Here is a 17,470-nt window from a genome sequence, read left to right as displayed (position 1 = left end):
ACCTTCGCCAGAAACGCGATCGCCAATCTCAAAGCCTTTAACTTCTTGACCAATGCCAACCACTTCACCCACGTATTCATGCCCCACTACCATTGGGTAAGGAATGGTATTTTGTGACCATTCATCCCAGTTGTAGATATGAACGTCAGTACCACAAATCGCAGTTTTACGAATTTTAATGAGAATGTCGTTATGACCCATTTCTGGCATATCAACTTCATTCATCCAGATGCCTTCTTCAGGCTTTAATTTTGATAGTGCTTTAATTTTCATATTGATAGCTCCTGAAGAAATATATTAAGCGATGATGCCCATGTCTTTACCCACGGCGATGAAAGCATCAATCGCGCGATCAAGTTGCTCACGGCTGTGCGCCGCTGACATTTGGGTACGGATACGTGCTTGGCCTTTTGGCACAACTGGGAATGAGAACCCGACAACATAAATGCCTTTTTCAAGCGCTCGCTCTGCAAATTCTGCTGCCACTTTTGCATCACCTAACATGATTGGAATGATCGCGTGATCGGCACCTGCCATGGTAAAGCCAGCGGCGGTCATGCGAGTACGGAAGTGATCAGCGTTTTCCCAAAGTTTTGCACGTAAATCGTTACTTTCTGCCAATAAATCGATCACTCGAATGGATGCAGATACAATTGCAGGTGCCACTGAATTTGAGAACAAGTACGGACGAGAACGCTGACGTAACCAGTCGATCACTTCTTTTTTACCTGCAGTGTAACCCCCTGAAGCGCCGCCCATTGCTTTACCAAGTGTGCCAGTAATCAAATCAATTCGGCCCATTACATCGTTGTATTCATGCGTACCACGACCATTCTCGCCCATAAAACCAACCGCATGTGAATCATCGACCATCACTAATGCGTCGTATTTATCCGCTAAATCACAGATAGCCGTTAGGTTAGCGACCACGCCATCCATTGAGAACACACCGTCAGTCACGATCAATTTATGACGAGCACCTGCTTCATTGGCTGCAATTAATTGTTCTTCAAGTTCTGCCATGTTGTTATTGGCGTAACGGAAACGTTTTGCTTTACATAAACGCACACCATCAATGATTGAAGCATGGTTTAATGCATCCGAAATGATCGCATCTTCTGCGCCTAGAATGGTTTCAAATAAGCCTGTGTTCGCATCAAAGCATGATGTATAAAGAATGGTATCTTCCATGCCTAAGAAATCAGAAAGCTTACGCTCTAGCTCTTTATGTGAATCTTGCGTACCACAGATGAAACGTACAGATGCCATCCCAAAGCCATGTTCATCCATGCCTTGTTTTGCCGCTTCAATCAACGCTGGGTGATTGGCAAGACCAAGGTAGTTATTTGCACAGAAGTTCAATACTTCTTCACCGGTAGAAATAGATACAGCGGCAGCTTGAGCTGAAGTGATAATACGTTCAGATTTGTACAAACCTTCAGATTTAACATCTTCAATTTGTTGGTTAATTTGGCTGTAGAATGCAGAAGACATGGAATATCCTTTTTATTTTAATCGTTATTTCAGTGATTCTTTCAATAAAAACCTATCACCTATTCTAGTTCATGCTATTTAATACTATTATCCCTTCACGTGGAAAAACATTAGTGAATTGATTTCACAAATAGCTCATTATTACTTGAACTCACTATTGAATAACAATAGTCGCTTACGGAAGCCTTATGTTGAACTCTCGATTAATTGCTCTTTTACCTGATCTTGCTACTTTCATTTTAGTGGTCAATAAAGGCAGTTTTACCGCAGCAGCCAAAGAGCTTGGTGTAACGCCTTCGGCATTAAGTAAACTTATCACGCGGTTAGAAGCCTCTTTATCCGTTAAGTTATTTGACCGCACGACTCGCACCTTGCAGATCACCCAATCTGGGCAAAAGATTTATCAACAATCGGTTGCCATGGTAAATGCCGCGCAACTGGCTATCGAAGTGTCGAATGAAGAACACTCTGAACCAGTTGGCACTATTACCGTCGCGGCACCAAAAGCCTTTTTAAGCATTGTATTACAACCGCTAGTCACGCCATTTTTACAACAATATCCAGATATAGAGCTAAAGCTAAAAGTGTCCGATGGTGACATTAATATGCTGGAACAAGGCATTGATATTATGTTTCGCCTAACCGATGCCCCTTATGAAAATCTCATTTCGAAAGAGTTAGGCAAAGTGAACTTATCCTTGTGTGCCAGCCCTGACTATTTAGCGTTAAAAGGTACGCCGCACCACCCAACTGAACTGACGATGCACGATTGTTTGTATCTAGGCGAAACCAAAACCGACCATATTTGGGACTTCGTGCAAGGCAATGAAACCCACACCATTCCCGTTTCTGGCCGTTATGCCGTCAACCATTCGCAGATGCGTTTAAATGGGGTTAAAGATGGTTTAGGGATCGGAATTTTTCCTGATTTTGTGATCAAAGAAGCACTGCAAAACGGAGAAGTCATTCAGGTATTAGAAGATTGGACGATTAAGGGGAATTATCACGGCGTGATCGCCATGCAGTACGCGCCAAGTAAATACATGCCGACGCGTCTGCGAGTGTTTATTGATTATGCAGTGAAGCATTTGGCGATATAAATAGCGTTGCTAGATCTTACATCCCTTGAAATTCAGCAATCGGCTCACGGCCTCTTAATGCTAGAAATTCAAGAAACTGCTGCGGGGTATGTGTGATCACTTTATCACTAGGCATCTCGACTTTATCAAGCAGTGCGCTGACTTTTTCAAACTTACCTAGGTCATAACAAAAATGGGCATCAGAGCCGGTGGTAATATAACCGCCAACGTCTTTCACCACTCGTGCAATCGCTTCACAACGTTCCTCACTGCCCGCGCGACTTCCACCTTTCAATGATGAATTATTCAGCTCAATCGCCACATTATGCTCTTTGGCGCACAGGGCGACCGCTTCAAAATCAAAGTCGTAATTTGGGTTGCCTAAATGACCAAGCGCATCAATTTTACCACTTTTGATAATATTCATCAGGGCTTGAGTATGCGCAACTTTTCCGGCTGGACGAAATACCGCTTCGTGAAAACTGGCGATGATCCAATCTAGATGATCATAAGAGCTTGGGTGTAAATCAACTTCACCTTGCTCATTCATAATATTGGTCTCGACACCACGTAACACAGCCACTTCATCTAAAAATCGAGGAACTACTCTTTGATTATTAAAATACCAGTAATGAGGTGCACCCGGCATTGCGGAGGAATGGTCTGTCGCACAAAACATTTTCATGCCGTGTTCTTTCGCCATCTTGGCGTTTTCAATCAGAGTGCTGTAAGCATGGCCGCTGGCGTAAGTGTGGGTATGAGTATCAACTTGAATTTGCATGAAACCACCTCCTGTCTTTTTTCGATGCTAATACCATATCATTTGTAATGTATAAAAGGTTAAAAGACCCATGACATTTTTATTAATCATAATAATTTGGATTGTAAATGCTTATTTCCTCTCGAATGTCTCCTCTCTAAAAGTGAATTAACTTTGAATTTTTGTTAATTCTTCAATCATTTAACACAAAATTTTCATATCAGCTAAAATTATGATCAATACTCATTTAACTTCCAATATGCTTGCCGATTAAAGGACTAAATTATGCAGCGAAAAAAGGCCCCATCACTTCTTACTCTCGCCATTCTCGGCTTAGCTCAGGTAACTTTTTCCTATGATGCTTTTGCAAAGACAGCTGATTCTCAAACTCAGGCAAGCACTGCGGTTATTGCACTTCAAGCCACTCGCTATCAAGAAGATGCGGAGCTTATCAAGAAAACGTTCGAAGAGCAGTTGTATACATTAAATGCTGAAACTGCAGGCCATTATGGTTTAAGAATGTACCGCCAGACTTTAAACCCTAAATATTCTGCTGCAGTGTGGTCAGACATGGCTCGGGTTGCCAGCACACTCAATAATATTGCGGCAACTGTCCACACTAAAGAACAAGCTAAAAAATACGGTGAAGACAAATTAGAAACCTATAAAGAAAAAAATAAACCACGCAGTCAACTCCGCTATCAAGTAACCAAAGACAAACCTGAATATTTATTCCTTGGTATTGATTTGCTAAGTACCATGGCGAGAGCCAATGAATATGGCCTAAAACACCAAGACGATAGCCACCTACGTGGCCTACTTGGGCAATTCGACTTTAAACCATATGCCACAGATCCCGATATGATTCGTGCTTGGGCTGCGCAATTAGCCAACCAGGTGTACTGGCTACGCCAATTAGGTGAGCAAGATGTAGTTGATGATTTTGTTGCTGTATTACAAAAAACTTACCCTGACAGCAAAGATAAAGAACTATCCGATCAACAATTTTCCAATAAAATTTATGGTTTAACTCATCTGATTTTTGCAGCTTCAGAATATTATCAGCATCCTGTCGATCCTAAAGAATTTGCGTGGATTTATACTTATTTTGACAAGAACATTGATCAAATTTTAACTCGTACTAAGAATGATGTTATAGCAGAAGTAGGTATCAGTTATTTGCTGGCGGGTAAATTAAATTCCTCAACACTTGCCGATACCCAAGCTACGATTGCTCATGCTATAGACATGGACAAAAACATGATTCCATCCACCGACGGTGATTATGAATTACAAAAAGGTGAGCATCGAAATGTACTCGCCATCATGTTATTGCATTGGCAAGGAGTACATAATGCTCCAACAGTCAATAACCACCCCCCTGTGTTTAAAAATGTTCCTTATGGTTTAGTGGAAAAATAACTTGTCTTCCAGCACAAGCAGTAAATCCCTCATTATCTTAGTTAGTCTAAAGTATTGATGGATTATACAAGTCAAAAAATCACAAGAAAATGGATATTGAAATTTCACTCTAAAAGACATTAAAGAATCGCATTTAACGCAAAAAAACATCCCATACTCAACACCGTAGTCGCAATAACATTTTTTGTTTTCCAAGCCACTGCGGCGGCAAGCACAGCGGCGATCAGATATGGGTTATGAAAACTTAACGCTAACTTATCGTCATGAACAAAAACGATTGGAGCCCAAATAGCAGTTAGTACCGCGGGGCTTGAATAACTTAGAATGCGCTGAAAGGTAGGATTCAATTTAAGTGGTAGTTTAGGCTCTAAAAACAAATATCGACTCAGAAATACCACGGTAGTCATCGCCAAAATAGATAATAAAATCATTATCCCTTCCCTTCACTAACCGGTGTACTTGGTTTTTTCTGTACTTTAATACCATTAATTTCAGTTAAATACCCCGCTACCATCGCCAATACACTCGCAATAATCAAACTTCCTTCCACTTTCCAATAACTGAGTAATACCGATGCGATCAATGCAACGATCACTGAAACTAAAATGGGTAGACTTTTTATCGTTGGAATCACAATTGCAATAAAAGTTGCGACTACAGCAAATTCCAATCCCCATTGGTTGAGGTTCGGTATCTGTTTCCCAGCCACAATACCGACAAAACTGGCAATATTCCAAACAAGGTAGAAACTCAATCCCGCTCCAAATGCATACCAAGGATTAAAATCTTTTTGTTTTTGATGTCCACACACCGCGAACAATTCATCGGTGAGTAGAAATCCTAAAACTAAACGCCAGCGAGTAGATAAAGGACTGATTTTCTCACGCATAGACATGCTGTAGAGAAAGTGGCGCGACGTGATAAAAAAGGTAGTTACTAACATGGTCCAAATGCCTACATTCGCATCAAACATACCCGTTGCAACTAATTGCGCCGCACCTGCAAATAGTATGGCAGATAACGCTTGAGCTTCTATCGGAGTAAGCCCGATATCAATCGCGTAAGATCCAGCCAATATCCCCCAAGGAATAACAGCAAGACTTAAAGGGGAAATAGCTAGCACACCCCGCCAAATGAGCGCATTACGGCTTTCTCGAGAAACAGCGTCCATGTTTATCTATCTCTTTACATAATCATTGTTATACTGGGTCAGTCGTCTCAATCAAAGCATCAAATCTTGGATTACCATGCAGAGATTCAAAGTCCGTTTCATCGGCTGCGAGTTCACGTAGAGAATTACTCGACTCAATCGCTAATTGAAGATCATTAATGGCTTGTTCTTCAGCACCCAGACGAGAATAAGCACAGGCTCGCTGATAAAGAGCATGACCATTGCTGTCATCCACTTCCAACACTCGATTGCAAATACTTAACGCCCAATGGTATTCGTTGATTTCCATTGCCGCGTCTGCTTTATGGGTTAACGCTTCCAAATCACCTGGTCGAATTTTCAGTATCTCATCATACGTTTCAATTTGTTGCTCTGGTGTTTGCGCACTTTGCGCACGAAGCCACAAGTTATGAACCTCATTAATGATTTCAATCTCACGGTTATTCTCGGTAATTATGCGAGTTTTACGTTTAAGATCTCGTTCTAATGCACCAAATTTTTTCTCGTAAGACATGGTGATTTCATTAAGACGTTTATCCGCCATTTCTTTCGTATTGTGTTTAATTTCTTTTAAAGATTGCCAACCAACCAATGCCACTAAAGAAGCCACACCAGCAATAATGTAAAAGAAATAAGTAACGGTGATATTTGAGTAGTTAAGCGATTTATCCGCAACGTCTAATTCACGATCAGTAATCTGTATGATTAACCGACGCTCTAAATCTTGTTGATCCATGCGCAAGGCTTTAAGCTCATCTAAAATGTATCGCTCCATTAATGGGCGATCGAGCATTTCAGTTTGTGAGTATTGTTCTTCTTCCTCAGCCAGAATTTGAAACGATAACAACGATAACAAAACAACCCATATCCATTTCATAATCATGACTCTCTTCCTTTAAAACATTAATAACTGACCTTAACATATACATTCAAAAAAGATAATTTTGAATCCGGTATCTTGAGGTTACTAAGTATATGTTAGCTTTCTTTTTGTTGTTTCTTGTCGGCAATCATTTGCAGAATAAATGTTTCCCTTTCTATCGACATCCCTTTCTTTTCACTTAATTCAATTGTTTTTAAATTATGTTCAATCGCTTCATGAAGATTGATCCAAACTGGCTTCATACCATTATTGATTTCATGGCTTTCAAATCGAGTATTTCCGAGTTTTTTATCAACATTACAGGTATAACAATAAGAAATCATGTGCATGACATCCGCATTATCTTTATGCCAAGGTCGATATTCTTCATAAAAACCAAAAGGCTGAACATTTCGAATACTCAACGCGCCTGTTTCTTCTTCGAGCTCCCGAATCATGCCATCGACTTGCTCTTCACCTTCATCTAAGCCGCCACCAGGTAAGCTGTAATCGTGGTATCGCTCTGTATACAACAACAAAATATCATCACCTTGCATGGTGATAGCTCGTGTCGCTAATCGTTGTGTGATGATTTGAGAATCAAGGTTCTGAATGTCAGGATGAACGGTACTACGGAGTAATTTCATAAAAATAATGGTTCAGTTGAAAACGAATTATAATTTTAACAGTTTTCGGTTGTTAATTCTGCAACCGACTCGATACACATCGCATCATGTCGCCAATATTCTAGGTCGCAAGAAATTAATTCTCCCTTATTGTTAAAATTCACACGTTCAACAAGTGTTGCTGGGCTTCCGGTGGCTGCACGAAGCGATTGAGCGATATTGCCTAATAGCGAAGTAGTACTGACTCGATAGCGGATCCGTTGATACACTTGCCCATAATGCTCACGGTAAAGTTCAGTTAACGATAAGCTTAAATCATGACTTAACAGTTTTGGAAAAATATCAGGGCGCACAAAGTTGGTGACAAAAACAACTGGTCTCCCATCAAGGTACCTCACGCGATCGAAACGATACACATCGGCAAAAGGTGCCAAGTTCAATAACGTTGCCGCTTGCTTATTGGCTAACATTGATTTCGCTGAAATAAGCTGTGTTTCTGGCACTCTGTTTTGAATAAGTGCCATGTTAGTAAAATTTAACGCTTGAGTCGGGTCATACACCAATGGTTCAGGTGAAATAAACCAACCTCTACGATCTTCTCGATAAATTTTACCTTCCGCTTCAAGTAAAGAAAGCGCCTCACGTAAAGTGACACGAGTAGTATCAAATGATTCTGCTAATTTTCGCTCCGATGGCAATTTTTGCCTTGGTGTTAACATACCTGAATCAATCTGCTCAACAATCGCATCTTTAATTTTTACGTATTGCACACGCTTTCCTCACTTAAATAGAAACCTGTATTCTTTATACGAATTCTTTAAGGTATATACCAGTTTTCTTTTACTTGAATTTAGTAGCTTGCAACAATGTTAAAGGATGCATTAACACTTATCTACTTCAAGCTGAAGCATATACAAAAACGCCTCGAGCATAGGCACGAGGCGTTTATAAATGTTAACAAACGATACTTAAACCGATCATTTCATTTGGTTATTTTACGACAATCGACTACTTGGTCACTATCCACAATGCATGAATCATAGCAGGGAAGAAGAACAAGAAACATAACACAATGTTAATGAATAAATCTTTGCCTACACCGCTCTTCAAAAATACAGCTACAGGTGGTAATAGTACCGCTAAAATAATCGCAACTAATTTATTGTCCATCAACAATCTCCTTTATAATTTTATTAAAAATGCTTTTCACTTCAAAAAGTAAAGCTAATTTACCGCAATAAATCAATCTAATTTTCAATTTAAAGTCAAAGTTTTCAATTACTTTGCCAAACAAATCAGATTGTTCATTAATTACACTATTTATGCTTTATAATTTCCCAACTATGTGTCATTTTCACAGCCTCACCAAGCATCAAACAAACAGAACAATACTTTTCTAGCGAATCTTTAGCCACCTGAGCAACAATTGCTTCATCAAGATCGATTCCCGATACTTCAAAATGAATATTCATCTGGGTAAAAATACGTGGTGCAGTTTCACGGCGTTTTGTGGTTAATTTAGCCACACAATTTAAAACCATTTGATTAGCCGATTTTAATCCATCAATCACATCAACAGAGCTGCAACCACCGGCCCCCATCAGCACCATTTCCATCGGGCTTGGGCCTGTTTTCCCGCCATTACCATCCATAATGATAGAATGGCCCGATTGGGACTCTCCAATAAACTGAAAACCATCGATCCATTTTACTTCTGCTTGCATGACAACCTCAAAACAATAAATGAATATATGAGTAGCCCAAAGTCACTGGCATAACTAATATTTCTTAATGATCGTTTGGCCAATTGGAGCAAGTGAAATCACAGCCAATTTAATATGTTGAATGCCAAACGGAATACCTATAATGGTCACAAAGCAAGCTACTGCAGACGTTAAATGTCCAATCGCCAGCCAAACACCAGCAAAAACAAACCAGACAACATTACCGATCATACCTAAAAACCCGGTTCCAACATCTTCTTTAAAGCTTAATTCGCTACGTTTAACCGCTTCTTTGCCGAAAGGGAAAAAAGTAAACGTACCAATCACAAAACAAGATTTAGCCCAAGGTATGCAGATAATACTAATGATGCAGAATAACCCTGCGATCCACCAGAACAAGCCCATGAAAACGCCACCAAGCAAAAACCATAAAATATTACCAATCGTGCGCATGAGAACCTCTTTGTTTACAGAAAAGCAAGCCTATTAAGGCTTACTTTATAAAATTTTAATTAACCAGTTAGTACGTTATCTTCTGGGTATTTTAATAATGTTGGGTTGGGCTTTGCTAACATATAAGCCAATGTTAACGGCCCAATACGCCCAATGATCATTATCACCACCATGATGTACTTACCTGGCTCTGAAAGTTGCGCGGTTAAACCTGCAGTTAGCCCCACGGTTGCGAAAGCTGAAATTGTCTCAAACAGAACTTTATCAAAGCTTGCTTTTTCAGTCAGCATCAATAAAAACATCGAACCTGTAAGGATAATACCACTGACCACAATAATCGCCAATGAACGCGTGACTTTCGGCCAGCTTACCGTTCGTTTAAACATCACTACATGTTGCTTTTGTCGTAAGAATGCCCAAGTTGCAACAGCGGCAACGACGAAGGTTGATACTTTAATACCACCACCAGTAGACGCAGAACCAGCACCAATCAGCATTAATACAATCATAATCAAAAGTGCGGGTTGGGTAAGGTGTGCGATATCAATACTATTAAAGCCCGCAGTACGTGCTGTGGCCGATTGAAAAAAGGCAGCAAGCCATTGACCTTCCGTACTTAAATGTCCCATTGTCGTTGGGTTATTGTGCTCTAAAAGCCAAAACATTACCGTACCGAACAATAACAACACAGGAGTGGCTGTGAGCATAATCTTGGTATGTAGATTAAAGCCTCGAAAACCACGCCTCCAATTAGCACTAACATCAGCAACAACCGTAAATCCAAGGCCGCCAAAAATGAATAAGCCCGCTAACGGAATTACCACCGACGGAGTCGAGACATAATTCATAATGCTGTCTGAAAACAATGAGAACCCTGCATTATTAAAAGCTGATATGGCATGGAATAAAGAATAATAAAGCCCTTTCCCCCAACCTAATTCAGGCACCCAAGTGCAAGCAAGCACCGCCATCCCTATCATTTCGGCGACAAAGGCAAAGACAATAATCTTTTTCACCAGCATTTTAATGTTTACATTTCTATTTTGTCCCAAAGCTTCCTTAGCGACTGCTTGTTGCTTTAAACTCAAGCGAACACCAAACAGATAGAGCAAAACCGCAGACAACGTCATTTGACCTAATCCGCCAATTTGCATCAGCAACATTAATAAAATTTGCCCTTCTACCGTAAAATGCGTGCCAGTATCAACAACACCTAATCCAGTCACACTAATGGCCGATGTCGCGGTAAATAATGCATCGCTAAAAGAGAGCCCAGAAACGGAAAAGACCGGTAATGTCAGTAATACCGCAGCAGGTACCAAAATGGAAATAAAACTGCCTAAGATTATTTTAGGTTCAGACCAACCCTTATTTTCACCATCTTGCTTAATGGTAAAGACCGTACTTCGAGTCCCAAATAATTTCATAATAGCTTCATCACATTGATTTTATTCGATGACTCATCGATTTTTGAGGGCCAATAATAAAGAGAATATCGCCCATCTCCAACTTCGTGTCATATTCTGGTGAGTCTATAATTTCTGACCCACGCTTAATCGCCAACACCTTCATCTCAGGATCTTGGCACAACGACAAGTCACCCAGTTGCTTACCCATGTTTTTCAAAGCAATAACAATTTCACTAATGGCTAACCCACTGCCAATATCGTGAAAATCAAACACTCGGCGGTCTAGCATTTTATGTGCGACACGAATGCCCATATCCCTTTCAGGTAATATCACATGATCTGCGCCAATCTTCTGTAAAATCTTGGCATGAAAACGATCATTTGCTTTCACCCAAACGTTTTTAGAGCCCGATTCTTTCACTACTAAAGTGGTTAAAATACTCGCATTTACATCCGAGCCAATGGCAACCATGACCATGTCATATTCATCTAATTTTAACTCTTGTACGGTTTCTTCATTTGAACAGTTCGCAACAATTGCGTTGGTGGTGATATTCGATATTAACTTCACTCTATCTTCATCAATATCAACCGCCAACACTTCAGCGCCTGATTCGCATAGCTCTTCACATACCGCACGCCCAAAGCGCCCTAACCCAATAACTGCAAATTGTTTATTCGAAGACTTCATACTTTTATATTGCCTTTTAAATTGTTGATGCTAGTTATCCAAACTAGATAGATAAATAAACACCATTCAACTGAGTACTTTATTAACTCATGCTAAAACATGTAATAGAGAACCAAAATTATGATGACCCTAACAACAATTCACTTAAACACCAAACCATTATTAAGTAAAATTCCAAACTATTTTTGAACTAAGTCTCTTTTTCTACCATTGATTGAATTTTTGTTATCAAATTTCTAACTGAAAAAGAAAAATCATAAGTTACTGACACTTAAACTAATCAAACGATAGCCTAGATTTATAGTAAAGAGTAGGAATAGACCGTGATTTTTGTTAGGTTGACCACTAAAAGCACTTGAAGCGACTTAAACTGAAAATCAAGCAAAGCCCAGTATGTTGACCAATCTAACCACTAGGCTATCCGCATGGCGACATCGCTCAAAAAGGGCAATAAGCCTGCCTTTTAATTCAAACATAAGGCGTATTAATTGAGATGAAAGAACTTATTGATAACGTAGAAAGTTTCATTACGGAACACTCTTACAATTGGGTCACAGATTTACTAGCCATTGCTCTTTTTAGTTTCATTATTTGGATTATATGGCGCGTTGTTTACGCTCGACTGGTAGGAATAACTGATCGCACCGCTCTTCAGTGGGATGACATCATCGTGCATTCTTTAAAAGCGCCTATCAGCACCTTGATTTGGGGCTGGCCAATGAGTATTGGTATCAGTGTCTTACTTGAAGATGTGTTCGACAGACCCATCGCTTGGATTGAAACCATCCAGATATTATTTGGCATTACTTTGGTCATCTGGACTTTATTTCGCTTAATCAGCAATGTTGAAGCGGTTGTAATTCGCAAAAACAAGCGAGATGAAACAACCGTTCATGCTCTCTCTAAGCTGTCTAGAATCATCATCTTCATCATCGGTGCCATGACAGTCATGCAAACCTTGGGATTAAGCTTATCTGGCTTACTAACGTTTGGAGGCGTTGGAGGGCTGATTGTCGGTTTGGCGGCCAAAGATCTCTTATCTAATTTCTTCGGTGGCATGATGGTCTATCTTGACCGACCATTCAAAGTTGGGGATTGGGTTCGATCACCAGATAGAAACATTGAAGGTACCGTTGAAAAAATTGGATGGAGAATGACGATTATACGCACGTTCGATAAACGTCCTCTTTACGTACCTAACGCTATTTTTAGTAACATTGTAGTAGAAAACCCATCTCGAATGCATAACCGCCGTATTAATGAAACCATTGGGCTTCGCTATCAAGATGCTCAGAAAGTAGACGCCATTATTGAAGAAGTGACTCAAATGGTAAAAAACCACCCTGCGATTGATTCTCGTCAAACCATTATTGTGAATTTTAATACTTTTGGCCCATCATCACTCGATTTCTTTATTTACGCTTTTACCAAAACAGTCGAATGGGTTCGCTACCATGAGGTCAAACAAAATGTACTACTAGAAACAATGAAAATCATTCACAAACACGGTGCAGACGTTGCTTTCCCAACACGAACACTTCTTATGAACTCAGCACAACAAGAGGATAAAACTGAAGATAATCAAGATTAAAAATCAGACTTTTCTGATTTCATCACCATTCGGTGAGAGTTACAATATATACGTCTTTGAGTATCAGCCTTGAAACATCAATGTCTATATAATGGGTAATTTTGAGACATCCCACTCAGATAAATGTAACAAGGCAGATTAACATAACCTATTTCTTGTAGACTCATTCGTTTCTTGAAAGATATAAATACAAGATCTATACAACGATACTGTCGAACACCCATACTTGTTAGTAACGACAGAGGGCATAATTATGAAGAAACCTACAGGTAAATCATCCGTTATGGATATCGATTGGGATATTTGCAACTGCCCTATCTGTGCGAGCGAGGAATTTTTATTGTCAAGTGATGGCGATGATCTACTCTGTATAGAGTGTGGTGTTGTACCTCTAAAATCAGAATCTCATACTGCATCATCATTTAGTCACTTACATAGAGCCTCAGTATTGCACTGATCGTAAAACACACAGCAGCCAACATTGACTATGTTCACCATGCCACTGTAAATATAGCTAGTATTAGAAGCATCACGGTATATTGATACTGCACATCAAAAATACTGTTTAAGATCAGATAAATGTGCAATATGCTCGACTAAAGGATGTTCAATTTTATAATTATGATTTGGGCAGTAATGAATGGTTTTTATATTGGCATTAATACCAGCCCACACACCATTCTCCGTATCATCAACAAATAGACACTCTTCGATTAAAAAGCCCATCTGCATCGCTGCGTACATCAAAATGTCAGGTTCTGGCTTCCAACAGTTAATATCAAAAGCACTAAAAATTTTATTTTTAAACAATGGCAGCATGCCAGTTAACGCTAATGAATGTTCCATTTTGCTCGTCGGCCCATTGGACGCAACACAAACGGCAATCTCTTGCTGAGTTAAATATTCAACCACTTCAAGTGCGCCTAAAACTGGCTTTAATTTTTTATCAAATAATTGTCGAACATGTTGACGATACTTGGGTTCGAGGATACCCATAGGAATTGTTAAGCCTGCTCTATTGCTGGTTTCTTTCAGAATGTCGAACATTTTCCCACCTTGAAAGTTCGCCATACATTCATCAAAACTGATATCAGCACCATAACTAGAAAAAACATCCACTAGAGCTTGGCAACTTAAACTTTCACTGTCGACCAATGTGCCATCACAGTCAAAAATGACACATTTAATATTATCCTTGTTCATCTGAGCACCCCACTCATAATCGATGAATGAAGTTTCTCTTTTAAAAGAAAAAAAAGACAGTAGCCAATAAACATTGTGTTAAATCAAACAAAACTAAGATTTATATTTTCAGACAAGATCACTATCTAAACCTTATAAATTTCATTTTATCTTTATATACACTATGCTTTTACACCTTAAATGGAATAGATAACCTTTTCAGTGGTTTTTTCTTGCTCTATTAAATAGCGCAGCATGTCAGAGATCACATCACTTGATTCTTTTTCTCTTTGGAATTCAGGCGCAATCACAATGTCACTGAATAAGGTCACGTTATTTTCAGTATCTTGTTTACCGATTAAAGCTGTTACTGGTTTGCTATCAACAATCCCTATATACAACTGATATTCATCGCTTAATATAATTTGAGTTAAGAATTCGATAATCAGTTTCTCTGCTTCCACATCATCCGCCCACTGTGTCGCTTGCAAAACAGAAAACATGATCGTCAAACGATGAAAATCAACCAAAATCACTTCATGTAACCACGGTTGTGGCTTAAGTAAATCGGCCCATTCATTACAAACATATTCTTTGGTTTGTTGTTTTTTTAAATACAAATCTCGGCCATCAATACTCTGAGGGGTTGGAAATTCAACATCAACCTGTCCTGTGAGCCATCGGTTTTTATCGTTAATGTAACTTTCGACTTGAGATTGCATATTTTACCTTAGCTCACTTCTGCGGCTTTCAATAGGTGGCATGAGTAATGTATCCTAACAGTTGCAAGTTATCACGGCTAGCAGCAAAACCTTTTACTTGTATGCCTTAAGATTATTAACCATCTTATTTTTCTGGATTTTTTTATCATCAAAATCATCTTTTCATGGTTGCTGTGATAAACTTTATTCATACTCAAAGCAAATTGAACTTACCCTTATTTGGTTCGAGGGCATAACTCAGCTTTCTCGTTATCGAATCATTATGGTTCATTTATTTAGAATTTCATTCATTCCAAAGGAAAGGAAAATGATTAAAAAAATTGCCTTAGTCTCTTGCATCGCATTATCACTCAGTGCTTGTGATTCTAATGAAGTTGGTGACGTTTCATTAGGTATCTTCACAACCAAAGATATCAAAATTGAAGTTTTAACCGATCCAATTGTCACGGGTGTGACTTGTCACATATCAAGTGTGGAAGCCAATTTGGATTTTGCAGACCCGTCAGATATGGGGATATCTTGCCGTCAAACAGGTGATATTACACCTGAGATGATTGATAGCATTGATAAATCAAAATCAGGTGAAATTGTCTTTAAAAAGTCAAAGAGTGTTTTATTCAAAACTTTAAAGATTCGTCGTATTTTCGATGAAAGTTCACAAACACTGCTTTACCTTTCTTACAGTACGAAAGAAACCGAAGGCAGCTACAAGCACAGCTTATCTACCGTTCCGTTATGGAACACGAAAGCATATAAAACACAAGCCCAACTCGATGCTGAAAAATTAGCAACGCAAGACAACAGCTAATTCAGTGTGTGCTTAATAAGTTTGGTTTTATAGCAACTTAAGCTTTATCACAGCCCAACAAATACAACAACGCCCACGCTTAAATAGCATGGGCGTTTTCTTTGCTGGAATATTTAAAAGATAATATTAAATATTAAGGGCTCTTCTGCGATTCCAGCCTAATAGACCAAGCACTAACAGTGTTAAACCACCGAAACTACCGCCGCCACCGCCTCCGGAATCAACTTCGATATCACCACCACTCCCGGCATCAACAGGAGGAAGCGTACCGTCACTGTCAGGGCCATCAAAACTAATACCAGAGATTTCTTGCTTTGGCGCTTCAGAACCATTCAGAACACTAGCAATCCAATCGCTATAATCCGCCACTTCTGTATAAACGCTTTGCACTTCTATCAATGGGTTTCCACATATCTCAGGGCCGAAGCTAACAATACCTGCTTGATACAATTGCCCAGCGTCATCAAATAACAGCGGCCCACCAGAATCGCCTTGGCAACCACCGGAGCGTAAATCATTCATGATTTTTCCAGTTGCACAAAATTGACTGTCTGTAATATTGCTATCAGTAAATGAGTTTTCACATTGAGCTGTCTCTAAATAACTCATCGCGACTTTGTTCAAGGTATCGGACTCGTTCGTTTCCCCTGGTGCTACCGCGATATCTGGTGCGGTATTACCATAGCCAATCAACGTAAAAGGAAAGCTGGAATCACGGTAGCTTTCAGAGCCAGCAAGTTTCACATAGCTGTTTGCAGGCACTAAGCTAGAAGGAACGGGCTTCTCTAATTTTATAATTGCAATATCATTTTGAAAGCTCGTATTATTGTAGTTATCTGGATAATAAATTGCCTGCGCCGCATGGCGGTTACTTGCAACAGATGCATCCGTTGAAATAGTTTGAATATTAAATGCCACTTCTAAGCGTTGAAATTCTGTTTTTTTACCTTCGCTTTCGGCAAATACGCAATGCGCTGCTGTTAATACATACCGCTCGTTTAGTAGTGTTCCTCCGCAAAAAGTAAATATCCTAGGATCCTGAGCATCTAAAAAATTAAGGGTTAGTAACCCCATATAAGGGTAGTCACTGATTTGAGCTTCACTGCCATTCACGATATAAGGGACAATAGATACCTTTTCATCCGCATAAGCTGATACAGCACAGCCAAGGCAACTTGCGACAATACCACTAATCAACTTATTGTGTTTTTTACTTCTTCTAGGAAATTCCATATCCCATTACCCACATGATTAATTTGTCCGTTAAAAACTAGAAACCCCTTATCTCATCTATCTAGGTAGCACCAAACGCTTAATTTATCCACTACGTTGATTAGAATTAGTCCATTGAGTCTCATTACATTAAAAAACTTTTTATATTTACATTGAAATATAAATGCCTCTTAATGACTAACCTAATCAAGATGGCAATTTTTGCAACCGATTCCATATTATGAAAAGAAAATTATGTATATT

The 17,470-nt window shown here is 39.3% G+C and carries 21 protein-coding genes; 5 read left to right on the top strand and 16 right to left on the bottom strand.

Annotation, left to right across the window (positions count from 1 at the left end; translation table 11 throughout):
* Both A1QC_RS12745 and A1QC_RS12740 read right to left on the bottom strand, forming a co-directional pair.
* Positions 1–273: alcohol dehydrogenase catalytic domain-containing protein (locus A1QC_RS12745; protein WP_039836589.1), on the bottom strand; the 273-nt coding region annotated here is incomplete at its 3' end.
* 24 nt (positions 274–297) lie between these two features.
* Positions 298–1,494, bottom strand: coding sequence for a glycine C-acetyltransferase (locus tag A1QC_RS12740; RefSeq protein WP_017025702.1), 1,197 nt, complete (start codon positions 1,492–1,494; stop codon positions 298–300).
* A gap of 188 nt (positions 1,495–1,682) precedes the next feature.
* On the opposite strand from A1QC_RS12740, the gene A1QC_RS12735 reads away from it, so the two are divergent.
* Positions 1,683–2,594 carry a LysR family transcriptional regulator gene (locus A1QC_RS12735; protein WP_017025701.1) on the top strand — a complete coding sequence of 304 codons (912 nt, stop codon included), beginning with the start codon at positions 1,683–1,685 and terminating at the stop codon, positions 2,592–2,594.
* Positions 2,595–2,610: 16 nt separating this feature from the next.
* Here the strand turns inward: A1QC_RS12735 and A1QC_RS12730 are convergent, their stop codons facing one another.
* Complete coding sequence (locus A1QC_RS12730; RefSeq protein WP_017025700.1) at positions 2,611–3,354, bottom strand: phosphatase; 744 nt, start codon at positions 3,352–3,354, stop codon at positions 2,611–2,613.
* A gap of 264 nt (positions 3,355–3,618) precedes the next feature.
* Here A1QC_RS12730 and A1QC_RS12725 point away from each other — a divergent pair, with 264 nt between their 5' ends.
* A complete protein-coding gene (locus A1QC_RS12725) occupies positions 3,619–4,755 on the top strand; it encodes a DUF3541 domain-containing protein (protein ID WP_017025699.1) in 1,137 nt (378 codons plus the stop codon).
* Between the two features lie 119 nt (positions 4,756–4,874).
* On the opposite strand, the gene A1QC_RS12720 is transcribed toward A1QC_RS12725, so the two are convergent.
* From A1QC_RS12720 to A1QC_RS12675, 10 genes are all read right to left on the bottom strand, one after another.
* The gene (locus A1QC_RS12720) at positions 4,875–5,186 is read right to left on the bottom strand and encodes an AzlD domain-containing protein (RefSeq protein WP_017025698.1); all 312 of its coding nucleotides are present in this window, start codon (positions 5,184–5,186) and stop codon (positions 4,875–4,877) included.
* Complete coding sequence (locus A1QC_RS12715) at positions 5,186–5,926, bottom strand: AzlC family ABC transporter permease (RefSeq protein WP_017025697.1); 741 nt, start codon at positions 5,924–5,926, stop codon at positions 5,186–5,188. The genes A1QC_RS12720 and A1QC_RS12715 overlap by 1 nt, the downstream gene beginning before the upstream one ends.
* Positions 5,927–5,954: 28 nt before the next feature.
* Positions 5,955–6,803 (bottom strand): tetratricopeptide repeat protein, encoded by an 849-nt coding sequence (locus tag A1QC_RS12710; protein ID WP_050990330.1) that lies wholly within the window; start codon positions 6,801–6,803, stop codon positions 5,955–5,957.
* A gap of 101 nt (positions 6,804–6,904) precedes the next feature.
* Positions 6,905–7,435 (bottom strand): NUDIX hydrolase, encoded by a 531-nt coding sequence (locus tag A1QC_RS12705; protein ID WP_017025695.1) that lies wholly within the window; start codon positions 7,433–7,435, stop codon positions 6,905–6,907.
* A gap of 35 nt (positions 7,436–7,470) precedes the next feature.
* Positions 7,471–8,184 carry a phosphonate utilization transcriptional regulator PhnR gene (gene phnR / locus A1QC_RS12700; protein ID WP_017025694.1) on the bottom strand — a complete coding sequence of 238 codons (714 nt, stop codon included), beginning with the start codon at positions 8,182–8,184 and terminating at the stop codon, positions 7,471–7,473.
* Between the two features lie 238 nt (positions 8,185–8,422).
* Complete coding sequence (locus tag A1QC_RS12695) at positions 8,423–8,584, bottom strand: YqaE/Pmp3 family membrane protein (RefSeq protein ID WP_017025693.1); 162 nt, start codon at positions 8,582–8,584, stop codon at positions 8,423–8,425.
* Positions 8,585–8,730: 146 nt separating this feature from the next.
* Positions 8,731–9,138 carry an OsmC family protein gene (locus A1QC_RS12690; RefSeq protein ID WP_017025691.1) on the bottom strand — a complete coding sequence of 136 codons (408 nt, stop codon included), beginning with the start codon at positions 9,136–9,138 and terminating at the stop codon, positions 8,731–8,733.
* A gap of 54 nt (positions 9,139–9,192) precedes the next feature.
* Entirely contained in the window at positions 9,193–9,591 is a 399-nt protein-coding gene (locus tag A1QC_RS12685) for a YccF domain-containing protein (RefSeq protein WP_017025689.1), read from the bottom strand.
* A gap of 59 nt (positions 9,592–9,650) precedes the next feature.
* Positions 9,651–11,018: a TrkH family potassium uptake protein gene (locus tag A1QC_RS12680; RefSeq protein ID WP_017025688.1), complete on the bottom strand. Its 1,368-nt coding sequence runs from the start codon at positions 11,016–11,018 to the stop codon at positions 9,651–9,653.
* 10 nt (positions 11,019–11,028) lie between these two features.
* Positions 11,029–11,691, bottom strand: a complete 663-nt coding sequence (locus A1QC_RS12675; protein ID WP_017025687.1) for a potassium channel family protein — start codon at positions 11,689–11,691, stop codon at positions 11,029–11,031.
* A 493-nt stretch (positions 11,692–12,184) separates the two neighbouring features.
* Between A1QC_RS12675 and A1QC_RS12670 the strand changes: the two genes are divergently transcribed.
* Complete coding sequence (locus tag A1QC_RS12670) at positions 12,185–13,282, top strand: mechanosensitive ion channel family protein (RefSeq protein ID WP_017025686.1); 1,098 nt, start codon at positions 12,185–12,187, stop codon at positions 13,280–13,282.
* Positions 13,283–13,535: 253 nt separating this feature from the next.
* Positions 13,536–13,739: a hypothetical protein gene (locus A1QC_RS15475; protein WP_141706016.1), complete on the top strand. Its 204-nt coding sequence runs from the start codon at positions 13,536–13,538 to the stop codon at positions 13,737–13,739.
* A 95-nt stretch (positions 13,740–13,834) separates the two neighbouring features.
* On the opposite strand, the gene yieH is transcribed toward A1QC_RS15475, so the two are convergent.
* Entirely contained in the window at positions 13,835–14,485 is a 651-nt protein-coding gene (gene yieH, locus A1QC_RS12665) for a 6-phosphogluconate phosphatase (protein WP_017025685.1), read from the bottom strand.
* 176 nt (positions 14,486–14,661) lie between these two features.
* On the bottom strand, positions 14,662–15,186 hold the full coding sequence (locus A1QC_RS12660; RefSeq protein WP_017025684.1) for a hypothetical protein: 525 nt from the start codon (positions 15,184–15,186) through the stop codon (positions 14,662–14,664).
* A 307-nt stretch (positions 15,187–15,493) separates the two neighbouring features.
* Here A1QC_RS12660 and A1QC_RS12655 point away from each other — a divergent pair, with 307 nt between their 5' ends.
* Positions 15,494–15,994, top strand: coding sequence for a CreA family protein (locus A1QC_RS12655; RefSeq protein ID WP_017025683.1), 501 nt, complete (start codon positions 15,494–15,496; stop codon positions 15,992–15,994).
* Positions 15,995–16,120: 126 nt separating this feature from the next.
* Here the strand turns inward: A1QC_RS12655 and A1QC_RS12650 are convergent, their stop codons facing one another.
* Positions 16,121–17,227 carry a S1 family peptidase gene (locus A1QC_RS12650; protein WP_017025682.1) on the bottom strand — a complete coding sequence of 369 codons (1,107 nt, stop codon included), beginning with the start codon at positions 17,225–17,227 and terminating at the stop codon, positions 16,121–16,123.
* Between the last annotated feature and the right edge of the window lie 243 nt (positions 17,228–17,470).

It is taken from the genome of Vibrio rumoiensis 1S-45, from assembly GCF_000286955.2.
GTDB lineage: Bacteria > Pseudomonadota > Gammaproteobacteria > Enterobacterales > Vibrionaceae > Vibrio > Vibrio rumoiensis_A.
Note: the sequence above shows the minus strand (reverse complement) of the source record. Positions and strands in the feature narration are given on the sequence as shown.